This is a genomic window from Streptomyces sp. R-07 (assembly GCF_049913175.1).
In the GTDB taxonomy this organism is placed as follows: domain Bacteria; phylum Actinomycetota; class Actinomycetes; order Streptomycetales; family Streptomycetaceae; genus Streptomyces.
Map to the genome: position 1 here is coordinate 5,025,052 of NZ_CP183978.1, position 12,062 is coordinate 5,037,113.

Below are 12,062 nucleotides of genomic sequence, written 5' to 3' on the forward strand. Positions count from 1 at the left end.
GGGGCCCTACTCGGCCTTCGCGACACCGATCGGGCAGGACACGCCCGTGCCACCGATGCCGCAGTAGCCCGCCGGGTTCTTGTCCAGGTACTGCTGGTGATAGGCCTCAGCAGGATAGAAGGGGCGGGTCTCGTCGGCCGGGAGGACGTGGGTGGTGATCTCGCCGTAGCCGGAGCCCGTCAGGACCTTCTGGTAGGCCTCGCGGGACGCCTCGGCCGTCGTGGCCTGCTCGGGGGAGTGGGTGTAGATCGCCGAGCGGTACTGGGTGCCGACGTCGTTGCCCTGGCGGAAGCCCTGGGTGGGGTCGTGGGACTCCCAGAAGAGCTTCAGGAGCGACTCGTACGAGACCTTCGACGGGTCGAAGACGACGCGGACGACCTCGGTGTGCCCGGTCAGGCCGGAGCAGACCTCTTCGTACGCCGGGTTCGGCGTGTAGCCGCCCTGGTAGCCGACGAGCGTCGTCCAGACGCCCTCGGTCTGCCAGAACTTGCGCTCCGCGCCCCAGAAACAGCCCAGCGCGAAGTCGGCGACCTCCAGGCCCTCCGGGTACGGGCCGAGCAGCGGGTTGCCGAGGACGGTGTGGCGTTCGGGCACGGAGAACTCCGGATCGGGACGGCCGCGCAGGGCCTGGTCGGGAGTGGGGAGGACGGGGGTGCGGGACAGGAACATGCTGCATCTCTCCTCGACGGTCGGCGACAGGCACAACGCGGCGGGGCCGGGAGGGATTCCCGGCCCCGCCGCGTGCCCACCGACTGTCCGCGGCCGTCAGGCCCCGCGTGCCTTCAGGACCTGCGCCGCCGTGTAGTCCCGCACCTTGGTGTACCGGGCCTTCGGGTCGCCCGCGTAGTTCCAGGGCCGGGTACCGATGTACCCGTCCACCAGCAGGAACTGGGCCAGCGCCTCCTCGTAGCGGTCCTGCCAGTACAGCATCCAGGCCACCAGGTGCCGGGTCCGCACGATCCGCGGGTCCCGCGCGTCGAGCAGCTGCTCCGCCGCCGCCAGGTCGGCGAGGGCGGCGTCGGTGGCGGCGACCACCTCGGGCCGGTTGTAGAACTCCTGGGGCTCGATGCCGCTCTCGTACGACTCCTGCTCGAAGTACGCCTCCAGCGGGAACATGGTCAGCATGTCCCCCGGCCGGGCCCCGTCCGCCCCGCGCCGGGCGAACGCGAGCGCCTGCTCGTGCGAGCCGCACCACTTGCGGCACCAGTACTGCACGCCGCTGACGTACGCCGAGTAGTGGTGCGGATCGCGCTTCTCGATCTCGGTCCAGATCGCCTCGAACGCCTCGTGCGGATAGCCGAGCCCCATGGCGAGCGGCAGCTCGTCGATGAACGGGGTCGGGTCGTCGCCCGCCAGTTCCTGCGCCCGCGCGAAGGCCTCGCGGGCCTCCTCGAGGACCCGGTGGAAGGAGGCGAACTGCTCCTGGGTGGTGTGCCGGGCCTGCTTGGAGCCGCGGATCTCCCACGCCAGGTAGACCAGCGAGGAGGCGTGCACCGCGGCCGCCGCCGGGTCCTCCGGACGCTCGCGGCGCCAGGCGAGCAGCCAGGCGTCGTCCTCGACGGCGGCTTCCGCGACGAGGCTGATCCGCCGGTCGCGTTCGTACCAGTCGCGGCCCGCCTCCTCCACGTATGCGGCGCCGGCCGCCCAGTCACCCGCGCGCAGCGCCTCGGTGACGGCGGCGTCCTCCGGCGACGGCGGGTTGATCTCCTCGGTGTCGAGGCGGTCGGCGGGCAGCAGCCCGAGGCGCGCGGCGGCCTCGGCGTTCGCCTTCCGGGAGGCCCCGGACGCGGACGACCCGGAACCGGACGACCCGGAACCGGACGACCCGGAACCGGACGACCCGGAACCGGACGACCCGGAAGCCGAGGCCCCGGAGACGGTGGCCGCGGACCCGCCGCTCTTCGCGGCGCGGCGGGACTTGAGCCAGAAGTAGACGCAGACCGCGATCACGGTCAGCGGGATGAGACGGGCCATCAGTCGGTCGATTCCTTCTCGGTCCTTCGTGGACGGGGTGAACGGGTGCCGGTCAGAGCGGCAGCGGGGCGAGCCGGGTCAGCAGCGCGCGCAGCGGCCCCGTGTCCGGCAGGTCCGCCGTGGCCGCGTCCAGGGCGGCCGGCAGCTCGTCCGCCGTCCCCTCGGGCAGTCGCAGGGTGGCGGGGCCGGACCAGGACAGCTCCCAGCGGGCCCGGCCCGAGCGCAGCAGCTCGTCCGTCACCAGGGCCGACAGGCCCCGCCGGAGCACGGGCCGGCCGAACTCGCGCGCCGCACGGCCGGTCGCCGCCGCGGCCTCCTCGGACTTCGGGAGCCGGCCGGCGATCTCCCAGGCCGAGCCCGCGTCGAACGCGTCGAGCAGCGCCGGAAGCGAGTCCGCCGCCGCGCCCGCCGCCGCCCGCAGTTCCTCCGTGCCCTGGGCCACCCGGGCGCTCATCGCCTCGTGGACCAGGTCGGGCCAGTCCAGACGGCGCATCCGCTGGGCCTCCGGGGTGAGGGACACGTCCTCGATCGCGCCGAGGGCGGCCTCGGGCGAGGTGAGCAGGCCGAGCGCGGGTCCGGAGCCCTCCGCCGCGCGGCCGTCGTCGGGGAGCGCCTCGATGCGGGCGACGCGCTCGGCGGTCGGCGGGTGCGAGTCGTACGGGGAGGCCGGCTCGTCGGGGAGCTCCTCGCACAGCCCGGCGAGTTCGTCGGCGCGGGCCGCGAGGAGGTGCCGCAGGCCGCCGAAGACCTCGCCGCGCGCCGGCAGGAGCCCGAACTCGGTGCCGAGGGCGGCGTACGACGACAGGTAGTGGTCGTTGGCGGCGTCGATCGCGGGGATGGTGCGCAGGGCCCGCGCGGTGGCGTCGCGGCCCGCGATCCGGGCCGCGGCGAGGTCGGCGGCGAGCTCCTGGCGGCGGGCGCCGGAGGTGGTGGAGCGCAGGTAGAGCCGGCCGTACGCGCCGTATATCTTCGCCATCGTGCGGTAGGTGACGCCGGCGCCCACGGTGTCGACCTCCTTGGCCTTCTTGCCGCGGGCGATCCGCTTCTCGGACTTGCGCTCCTGGCGGGCCCGCTCCTTGTCGACCTTCGCGTCGGCCTTGGCGTGGAACAGCTCGATCATGCGGCCGACCTGGACCCGCCCGCGCACGCTGAGGCCGGCGAGCCGGGTGTCGGAGTTGACGTAGTGGCCCAGTTCGTGGGCGAGGACGGCGCGCATCCCCGCCTCGTCGAGCCCGGCCATCAGGGGCAGGCCCAGGTACAGCCTGCGGACCCCGCCGAGGAGGCCGAGGAGGCGGGCGTCCTCGGTGACGGCGGCGTTCACGTCGGAGGTCAGCCGGATCTCGTCCGGGGCGCGGGTGCCGACCTCGCGGGCCAGCTCGCGGACGGTCGCCCACAGCCGCGGCTCGTCGGCCTCGGTGACGAGGACGCCGCCGGGCTCCTCGTCGCGCGGGGTGCGCAGCATCGCCATGCCCCGTACGACGGGGATCGCGAGGAGTACGGAGACGATGAGGATCTTGATCCGGATCGCGGCCGGCGCCCACAGGACGGCGGCCCAGTCGGCGGCGCCGAGCAGGGCGAGCAGGCCGAGGCCGAGCAGGTAGAAACCGGAGAGCAGTACGAGCGCGCGCACGGCACGCAGGGTCGCGCCCATCGGGCAGAGTCCCCCCACGGGAAAGGGTCGGCGAGATGCCGAAAACAACTGTTCGAAACGCGTGGGGGGAGTGCGGAGTATCGCGTACGGGCGAGGAGGGCGTCCACTCGATTCCGGTTGCCACACCCATGTCCGTCAGGTCGCCCGTACGTACGCCCGTCCGCCGGTACGAGAGGTCAGCGCGGCAGCGTCGCCGGGGTGCCGCCGTTCGCCTCGTAGCCCGCGACCGCAAGGTTCCGGAAGACGGTGAACTCCGCCGCAGGGTCGCCGCTCAGCGTCCAGGGGACCGCGCCCACGTGCCCGTCGACCCGCACCAGCTGGTGCATCGCCTCGGCCCAGCGCTCCGAGCGGACGAGGAACCAGACGAGGAGATGGCGGACGTGCGCCAGCATCGGGTCGTCGGCGCGGGCCGAGTGGACCGCGTACAGCGCGCCGTCCATCGCCTTGGCCACCACCGCCGTACGCCAGAAGTCCTGCACCAGCACGACGTCCGGCACGTGCTCGAACACCGCGAACAGCGGCAGCGCGGCGAGCAGCGAACCCCGCGGGGCGCGCGCCGCGGCCGTCGTCGCGAAGTGGTCGGCCTCCTCGCGCGAACCGTGCCACTTCTCGCACCAGTAGTGCAGGGCCGCCAGATGCGCCCCCATGTGCTCCGGCGCGCGGTCGATCACCATCGCCCACACCTGGTCGAACTGCTCGTGCCCGTACCCGAGTCCGCGTGCCACGGCCAGCCGCGTGATGTACGGCACCGGGTCGCCGGGGGCGAGCAGCGCCGCCTCCTCGGTGACCTTGAGCGCCTCCTCCAGGATGATCCGGAAGTCGTCCGTCCCGGCCGACGAGGAGCGCCACGCCTGCTGCACCAGGAACTCGGCGTGCACGGCCGCGCCGCCCGCGTCCTCCGGCGCCTCCGCCCGCCAGGTCCGCAGCCACGCCCCGCCGACGCCCGGCCGCTCCTGCAGTTCGAGGGAGGCCGCGCCCGCGAAGGCCTGGACGCGCTGCCAGCGGACCTCGCCCGCCGCGCCGGTGGCGGCGAGCAGCCGTGAGGCCGGCCGCCAGTCCTGGGTGGCCTGGACGACGTCGAGCACATGGAGGAGTTCGTCGTCGGCGCCGGGCAGCCGCACGTCCTGCTCCTCCTGCCGCACGAATCCGTACGCCTCCGGGTCCGCCGCGTCCGGCGCCCCCGGCGCGACCTGCCGGATCCCGCCGCCGCCCCGGCGGCGCAGCAGGTAGGGACCGAGGACGCCGAACAGGAGGCCGAGCGCGATCAGGAACCACAGAATGTCCATGTGTCCATTGTCCAGGACACCCGGTGAGACGAACGAAGCGGCGGGCGGCTCTCGGGACTACGCTCCTGACCCATGAGCGACCAGCACTCCCACCAGAGTTTCGAGACCCGCGCGATCCACGCGGGCAACACCGCCGACCCGCTGACCGGCGCGGTCGTCCCGCCCATCTACCAGGTGTCCACCTACAAGCAGGACGGCGTGGGCGGGCTGCGCGGCGGTTACGAGTACAGCCGCAGCGCCAACCCGACCCGTACGGCCCTGGAAGAGAACCTCGCGGCCCTGGAGGGCGGCCGCCGCGGCCTCGCCTTCGCCTCGGGCCTGGCCGCCGAGGACTGCCTGCTGCGCACGCTCCTCGCGCCCGGCGACCACGTCGTCATCCCGAACGACGCCTACGGCGGCACCTTCCGGCTCTTCGCCAAGGTCGTGGAGCGCTGGGGCGTCGACTTCTCCGTCGCGAACACCTCCGACATCGAGTCGGTGCGCGGTGCGGTCAACGACCGTACGAAGCTGATCTGGGTCGAGACCCCGTCGAACCCGCTCCTCGGCATCACCGACATCGAGGCCGTCGCCGGCGTCGCCCGCCAGGCCGGCGTGAAGCTCGTCGTCGACAACACCTTCGCCTCGCCCTACCTCCAGCAGCCGCTGGCGCTCGGCGCGGACGTCGTCGTGCACTCGCTCACCAAGTACATGGGCGGCCACTCCGACGTCGTCGGCGGCGCCCTGGTCACCGCCGACGAGGCGCTCGGCGAGGAACTCGCCTACCACCAGAACGCGATGGGCGCGGTCGCCGGTCCCTTCGACTCGTGGATCGTGCTCCGCGGCATCAAGACCCTCGCCGTGCGCATGGACCGGCACAGTGAGAACGCGGCGAAGATCGTCGAGATGCTCACCCAGCACCCGAAGGTCACCCAGGTGCTCTACCCGGGCCTCCCGGAGCACCCGGGGCACGAGGTCGCGGCCAAGCAGATGCGTTCCTTCGGCGGCATGATCTCCTTCCGCGTGGAGGGCGGCGAGGACGCGGCCGTCGAGGTCTGCAACCGCGCGCAGCTCTTCACCCTCGGTGAGTCGCTGGGTGGCGTCGAGTCCCTCATCGAGCACCCGGGCCGGATGACCCACGCCTCCGTCGCGGGCTCCGCCCTGGAGGTCCCGGCCGACCTGGTCCGCCTCTCGGTGGGCATCGAGAACGTCGAGGACCTGCTGGCCGACCTGCGCCAGGCACTGGGCTAGTCGGCCCGGCGGTGACGGCCGGGGGATCCCGGCCGTCACCAGCCTCCGAAAAGCCGGTGCCGCCTCGGGCCGTCACCGGCTTTCGAGCAGCGACATCGCCTCCGCCGTCACCAGCCTCAGAAGAGGCGGTGTCGCCTCCGCCGTCACCAGGCTCCGAAAAAGACGGCGTCGTCTTCGCGTCACCGGCTTTCGCGCGGCGCCGTCGTCTTCGCGTCACCGGCTTTCGCGCGGCGCCGTCGTCTTCGCCGTCACCGGCCTTCGAGCCGCGCCGTCGTCTCCGCCGTCACCAGCCTTCCAGTGGCGGTGTCGTCTCCGCCGGCGGGATCTCCCACGGCCGGGTCACCGACGCCCACACCACGAAGGCGAGCACGGCGACCGCGCCCAGCGCCCACAGCACGCGCCGCACCCGCCGCGCGTGGAGGCGCCGCCGGGCCCCGCGCGTGGCGGCCCGCAGCGCGAGGTCGCGGGGGACCGGCGGGTGCGGCGTGTCGAGCAGCCGCCGGACCGCCGCCTCCTTGTCCTCGTGCCGGCTCACGCGGCGGCCCCGCCGGCGCCCCGGGCGGAGGCCCTGAGCGCGGCGACCGAGCGGGCGCACACGACGCGGACCCGGGCCTCGGACAGTCCGAGCAGCGCCGCGACCTGCTCCTCGGCGACCCCCTCGTACAGCCGCAGGACGACGACGAGCCGCTCCTGCGGGGAGAGCACGGAGAGCACCCCGCCCTGGCCGCCGTGGTGGCGCCAGGCGGTGCGCGCGAAGCGGCCGGCGAGGTCGCGTCGTGCGAGGTCGTAGGGGTCCTCGTCGCGCAGCCGGTCCCACACCGCGTACGTGTACGCGAGGGACGCGGTCAGCAGGGCCTGGGCGTACGGGTTGTGGGCGCGGGTCTCGGCGGTGAGCAGCGTCGCGGCGTGCAGCAGCCGGCCCGCCGCCCCGGCCACGAACGCGTCGAACTCCCGGGTGCGGTGGGCGTGTTCGGCGCTCCGCCCGCGCTGATGCTCTCGCACCTCCTCATCTGAGGACAGCGCGGGTGCGGGGTCAAGAGGTCTGCGCGGACTCGGTCCCGGACGGTGCGTGGCCCGTGTGCGCCGACTGCCGTGCGGACAGGGCGGTGTTGAAGCGGGTGAGCAGGGTGCAGAAGGACTCCCGCTCGTCGGGCGTCCAGCCCTCCGTGACCTCGACCATCAGCTGGCGGCGTGAGGAGCGGACCTCCTCCAGGCGCGCGAGACCGCGCGGCGAGAGCTGGAGGACGACCGCGCGCCCGTCCTCCGGGTGCGAGGTCCGCTTCACCAGGCCGGTGTCGACGAGCGGGGCCACCTGGCGGGTCACGGTGGACGAGTCGATCCCCATGCCCGCGGCGAGCGCCTTCACGCCCATCGGGCCTTCCTGGTCGAGGCGGTTGAGGAGCAGGTAGGCCGCCCGGTCCATGGAGTTGCGGAGCTGGCCCGTGCCGCCGAGGCGGGTCTGCTCGGCCCGGCGGGCGAAGACGGCCACCTGGTGCTGGAGGGCATCGAGGAGACCGGGGTCGAGCGCCGTCATGTCCTGAGAATTGGGCATGGCTGTGGGTCTCTCTCGTGCGGGGGTGGTCGGTCGGTGGGGGACAGAGTACGCGGCCCCGCCGGGGTCCGTACCGGCGCTGCGCAAACCCGTCCGGCGGCCCGTCCGCCGGGCGGCCACGGGGGCCGTGAGCTGCGAGACTTGCTGTCATGAGCTTCCGTACACCACACCCCTTGCACCGGCTGATGCTCGACGACGTGCGGGGGGCGCAGAAGATGCTGGGCGGGGTGGCCAGGGTGACGGCGATGGAGGGCAGCCGCCACCTGTCCTCGCTGGTGGGAGCCCCGGTCCACCTCAAGTGCGAGAACCTCCAGCGGACCGGTTCCTTCAAACTGCGCGGGGCGTACGTACGGATCGCCGGGCTGCGGCCCGAGGAGCGGGCGGCCGGGGTGGTCGCGGCCTCCGCCGGCAACCACGCGCAGGGCGTCGCGCTCGCCTCGAAGCTGCTCGGGGTGCACGCCACCGTCTTCATGCCGGTCGGCGCCCCGCTGCCGAAGGTCGCCGCGACCCGGGAGTACGGCGCCGACGTCCGGATGCACGGCCACGTCGTCGACGAGACGCTCGCGGCGGCGGAGGAGTACGCCCGCGAGACCGGCGCTGTCTTCATCCACCCCTTCGACCACCCCGACATCATCGTGGGGCAGGGCACGGTCGGCCTGGAGATCCTGGAGCAGTGCCCGGAGGTCCGGACGATCGTCGTGGGCATCGGCGGCGGCGGTCTCGCGGCCGGCATCGGGCTCGCGGTGAAGTCGGTGCGCCCGGACGTGAAGGTGATCGGCGTCCAGGCGGAGGGCGCGGCCGCCTACCCGCCCTCGCTGGCCGCGGGGCACCCGGTGGTGATCGACTCGCCGGTGACGATGGCGGACGGGATCAAGGTCGGGCGCCCGGGCGACGTGCCGTTCGCCCTGATCCAGGAGTACGTCGACGAGGTCCGTACGGTCTCCGAGGACGCGCTCTCCTCGGCGCTGCTGCTCTGCCTGGAGCGGGCGAAGCTGGTGGTCGAACCGGCGGGCGCGAGCCCGGTGGCGGCCCTCCTCAGCGACCCGGAGTCCTTCCGGGGGCCGGTCGTGGCGGTGCTCTCCGGCGGGAACGTCGACCCGCTGCTGCTCCAGCGGATCCTGCGGCACGGCATGGCCGCCGGGGGCCGCTACCTGAGCCTGCGGCTGCGCGTCACGGACCGGCCGGGGGCACTCGCGACGCTGCTCGCGGTGCTGACGGTGGTCGACGCGAACGTCCTGGACGTGAGCCACGTACGGACCGATCCGCGCCTCGGCCTGACGGAGGCGGAGGTCGAGCTGCACCTGGAGACGAAGGGCCCGGAGCACTGCCGGGAGGTGGAGGAGGCGCTGCGGGACGCCGGCTACACGGTGCTCGGCTGACACTGCGCGTACGAGTCGGCTGACACTGCGCGTACGAGTCGGCTGACACTGCGCGTACGAGTCGGCTGCCGCCGCGCGTACGAGTCGGCTGCCGCCGCGTGTACGAGTCGCCGAGTCCCGCGACGTACGAGTCGGACGGCGCCCACGCGTACGTACGCCTCCTCCGCCTCAAGGCCCCGTCTCAGGGGCCCCGCCCCCCCCAGAGGCCCCCGCCCCTCAAAGGCCCTGCCCCAGGCCCCGCCCCCCAAGGCCCCGTCTCAGAGGCCCCTGCGGAGCCGGGACGCGCGGTTGAGGACGGTCACCAGGCCGCCGCCGACCAGGGCGCCCGCCGCGAGCAGGCCGAGCGGCCGGCCCAGGCGCGGCAGGCCGGAGTCCCGCCCGGGGGCCGGGTTCGCGGAGGCGAGCGCCGGCTCCCCGTCCCGTACGCCTCCCCGCACGCCGTCCTGGGCGGCGGCCGCGCGGGCGGCCGTCTCGAACGCGAGGGAGCGCTCCAGGCGGAGCAGGAGGGGGCCCGGATCCGTCCCGGCGGCCGCGGCGAACTCCTCGACCGCGACCCGGGAGGGCAACTGCTTCTGGTTCAGGAACCGTTCCCACGAGGAGCGGCTGTAGTGGGTGCGCTGCGCGAGCTTGCCGTAGCTCAGCTCGGTGGCGCACTTGATGCGGCGCATCTCGGCGGCCAGCTCGGCCCAGGGCGTCGTCGCGTCGCACCCGGCACAACCGGAGCACCCCCGGTCGTCCCTCGCGTCGGCAGTGCCCGACGCACCCGTCCCGCCGGTCCTGCCCGTCCCCCGCGTCGTCCCGCCGGTCCTGCCCGTCCCCCGCGTCGTCCCGCCAGTTCTGCCCGTGCCGTGTGCGCCGACCGCCATCTCGTGCTCCCCGTCGTCGTCGTGCTCCCTGCCAGGACCCCAGCTTCACCCCCGGTACCAACGGCCCGCCAACAGCACGCCAACGGCTGTCCCGGCCGTCCCGCCCGGGACACCCGGGACGGCCCGGGGCACGCCCCCGCGCCCACCGTCCGAAGCCCGTGATCATGTGTCTCGGATCACAGATTCGCCGGGCACGAGCCGCTCCGAAATCCTAGGATCGGTAGGAAACGCCCGAATCTCCCTGGGAGAATCCACATGCCAGGCGCGATATACGCCGAAGGTCTGGTGAAGACCTTCGGCGACGTACGAGCTCTGGACGGGGTCGACCTGGACGTGCCCGAAGGCACCGTCCTGGGTCTGCTCGGCCCGAACGGCGCGGGAAAGACGACCGCCGTTCGTGTCCTGACGACACTCATCAAGCCCGACAGCGGGAGAGCTGTCGTCGCCGGGATCGACGTCCTCAAACACCCCAACGAGGTCCGCCGCTCGATCGGCCTCTCCGGCCAGTTCGCGGCCGTCGACGAGTACCTCACCGGCCGCGAGAACCTGCAGATGGTCGGACAGCTCTACCAGATGAAGGCGAAGGCGGCGAAGCGGCGGGCCGTCGAGCTGCTCGAACGGTTCCACCTCGGCGACGCCGCCGACCGGACCGCCAAGACGTACTCCGGCGGTATGCGCCGCCGCCTGGACCTCGCGGCGGCCCTCGTCGTCTCCCCGCCGGTCATGTTCATGGACGAGCCGACCACCGGCCTCGACCCGCGCAACCGGCAGGAGCTCTGGGACGTCATCAAGGAGCTCGTCGCCGGCGGTACGACCCTCCTCCTCACCACCCAGTACCTGGAGGAGGCCGACCACCTCGCCCACGACATCTGCGTCATCGACCACGGCAAGGTCATCGCCCGCGGCACCTCCGACCAGCTCAAGGCCCAGACGGGCGGCGAGCGCGTCGAGGTCGTCGTCCACGAGCCGGAGATGATCACCGGCGCCCGGGACGTCCTGGCCCGCTACGGCGTCGCGGGGATCGGCCACGGCGAGGTCTCCGTCGAGACGCACACCCGCAAGCTCACCGTCCCCGTCACCGGCGGCGCCAAGCTGCTCGCCGAGGTCATCCGCGAGCTGGACGCCGTCGGCGTCGAGATCGACGACATCGGGCTGCGACGCCCGACCCTCGACGACGTCTTCATCTCCCTCACCGGCCACGTGGCCGACCGGGGCGAGGCGGAGGAGCAGCCGGCGGCCGAGGGCCGGAAGGGCCGGAAGGAGGCCGTGAAGTGACCACCGTCCTGGGGTCGGCGGACAAGCTGACCGCCCCGCGCCCGAGCGGGGGGATCGTCCAGTCCGTCAACGACTCGCTCGTGATCGCGCGCCGCAACCTGATCAGGATGTCCCGGATCCCCGAGATGATCATCTTCGGGCTCATCCAGCCGATCATGTTCGTGGTGCTGTTCAGCTACGTCTTCGGCGGCTCGATGCAGATCGGCGACTCGACGTCCCCGGCCGTCTACCGCGAGTTCCTGATGGCCGGCATCTTCGCCCAGACCGTCACCTTCGCCACGGCCGGAGCGGGCGCGGGCATCGCCGACGACATGCACAAGGGCCTGATCGACCGCTTCCGCTCCCTGCCGATGGCCCGCGGCGCGGTCCTCACGGGTCGTACGCTCGCCGACCTGGTCCAGACGACGCTCACCCTCGTCGTCCTCGCGATCGTCGCCCTCCTCGTCGGCTGGCGCATCCACGAGGGCGTCCCCAAGGCGCTGGGCGCCTTCGCCCTCCTGCTCCTCCTCGGCTACGCCTTCTCCTGGATCGGGGCGCTGATCGGCCTCTCGGTCCGCACCCCCGAGGCGGCGACCTCGGGCGGGCTGATCTGGCTCTTCCCGGTCACGTTCATCTCGATCGCGTTCGTGGACTCCAGCAATCTGGCCTCCTGGCTGCAGCCCATCGCCGAGTGGAACCCGTTCAGCGCGACCGTCCAGGCCTGCCGCGTACTCTTCGGCAACCCCGGCGTCTCGACCTCCGACGCGTGGCCGATGCAGCACCCGGTGTGGGCCTCGCTCCTCTGGTCGATCCTGATCATCGCGGTCTTCCGGACGCTCTCGGTCCGCAAGTACCGCTCGGCGACGGCGTGAG

At 73.2% G+C, this 12,062-nt stretch carries 12 protein-coding genes; 4 read left to right on the top strand and 8 right to left on the bottom strand.

Features of this window, described 5'->3' with window-relative positions; all coding sequences use genetic code 11:
• Positions 1 to 6 precede the first annotated feature (6 nt).
• The 4 genes from msrA to ACN9M0_RS23160 all read right to left on the bottom strand — a co-directional run bounded on the left by msrA (position 7) and on the right by ACN9M0_RS23160 (position 4,911).
• Complete coding sequence (msrA, locus tag ACN9M0_RS23145) at positions 7 to 669, bottom strand: peptide-methionine (S)-S-oxide reductase MsrA (RefSeq protein ID WP_426404122.1); 663 nt, start codon at positions 667 to 669, stop codon at positions 7 to 9.
• Between the two features lie 96 nt (positions 670 to 765).
• Entirely contained in the window at positions 766 to 1,974 is a 1,209-nt protein-coding gene (locus ACN9M0_RS23150; protein WP_426404123.1) for a hypothetical protein, read from the bottom strand.
• Between the two features lie 52 nt (positions 1,975 to 2,026).
• Positions 2,027 to 3,625 carry a M48 family metallopeptidase gene (locus ACN9M0_RS23155; protein WP_426404124.1) on the bottom strand — a complete coding sequence of 533 codons (1,599 nt, stop codon included), beginning with the start codon at positions 3,623 to 3,625 and terminating at the stop codon, positions 2,027 to 2,029.
• 176 nt (positions 3,626 to 3,801) lie between these two features.
• Entirely contained in the window at positions 3,802 to 4,911 is a 1,110-nt protein-coding gene (locus ACN9M0_RS23160; RefSeq protein ID WP_366036172.1) for a hypothetical protein, read from the bottom strand.
• 72 nt (positions 4,912 to 4,983) lie between these two features.
• Here ACN9M0_RS23160 and ACN9M0_RS23165 point away from each other — a divergent pair, with 72 nt between their 5' ends.
• Positions 4,984 to 6,138 carry a cystathionine gamma-synthase gene (locus ACN9M0_RS23165; protein WP_366036173.1) on the top strand — a complete coding sequence of 385 codons (1,155 nt, stop codon included), beginning with the start codon at positions 4,984 to 4,986 and terminating at the stop codon, positions 6,136 to 6,138.
• Positions 6,139 to 6,421: 283 nt separating this feature from the next.
• Here ACN9M0_RS23165 and ACN9M0_RS23170 read toward each other — a convergent pair whose 3' ends face one another.
• The 3 genes from ACN9M0_RS23170 to ACN9M0_RS23180 are packed head-to-tail and all read right to left on the bottom strand — an operon-like array spanning position 6,422 to position 7,690.
• Positions 6,422 to 6,673 carry a hypothetical protein gene (locus ACN9M0_RS23170; RefSeq protein ID WP_366036174.1) on the bottom strand — a complete coding sequence of 84 codons (252 nt, stop codon included), beginning with the start codon at positions 6,671 to 6,673 and terminating at the stop codon, positions 6,422 to 6,424.
• Positions 6,670 to 7,140 (bottom strand): sigma factor-like helix-turn-helix DNA-binding protein, encoded by a 471-nt coding sequence (locus ACN9M0_RS23175; RefSeq protein WP_426404125.1) that lies wholly within the window; start codon positions 7,138 to 7,140, stop codon positions 6,670 to 6,672. Before ACN9M0_RS23175 ends, ACN9M0_RS23170 begins: the two co-directional genes overlap by 4 nt.
• Positions 7,141 to 7,171: 31 nt before the next feature.
• Positions 7,172 to 7,690, bottom strand: a complete 519-nt coding sequence (locus ACN9M0_RS23180) for a MarR family winged helix-turn-helix transcriptional regulator (protein WP_366036176.1) — start codon at positions 7,688 to 7,690, stop codon at positions 7,172 to 7,174.
• Positions 7,691 to 7,839: 149 nt separating this feature from the next.
• On the opposite strand from ACN9M0_RS23180, the gene ilvA reads away from it, so the two are divergent.
• The gene (ilvA, locus tag ACN9M0_RS23185; RefSeq protein WP_366036177.1) at positions 7,840 to 9,069 is read left to right on the top strand and encodes a threonine ammonia-lyase; all 1,230 of its coding nucleotides are present in this window, start codon (positions 7,840 to 7,842) and stop codon (positions 9,067 to 9,069) included.
• 257 nt (positions 9,070 to 9,326) lie between these two features.
• On the opposite strand, the gene ACN9M0_RS23190 is transcribed toward ilvA, so the two are convergent.
• Positions 9,327 to 9,737, bottom strand: a complete 411-nt coding sequence (locus ACN9M0_RS23190) for a helix-turn-helix domain-containing protein (protein WP_399695930.1) — start codon at positions 9,735 to 9,737, stop codon at positions 9,327 to 9,329.
• 453 nt (positions 9,738 to 10,190) lie between these two features.
• On the opposite strand from ACN9M0_RS23190, the gene ACN9M0_RS23195 reads away from it, so the two are divergent.
• Both ACN9M0_RS23195 and ACN9M0_RS23200 read left to right on the top strand, forming a co-directional pair.
• Positions 10,191 to 11,210: an ATP-binding cassette domain-containing protein gene (locus ACN9M0_RS23195; RefSeq protein ID WP_366036179.1), complete on the top strand. Its 1,020-nt coding sequence runs from the start codon at positions 10,191 to 10,193 to the stop codon at positions 11,208 to 11,210.
• Positions 11,207 to 12,061 carry an ABC transporter permease gene (locus ACN9M0_RS23200; protein ID WP_366036180.1) on the top strand — a complete coding sequence of 285 codons (855 nt, stop codon included), beginning with the start codon at positions 11,207 to 11,209 and terminating at the stop codon, positions 12,059 to 12,061. Before ACN9M0_RS23195 ends, ACN9M0_RS23200 begins: the two co-directional genes overlap by 4 nt.
• Position 12,062 lies beyond the last annotated feature (1 nt).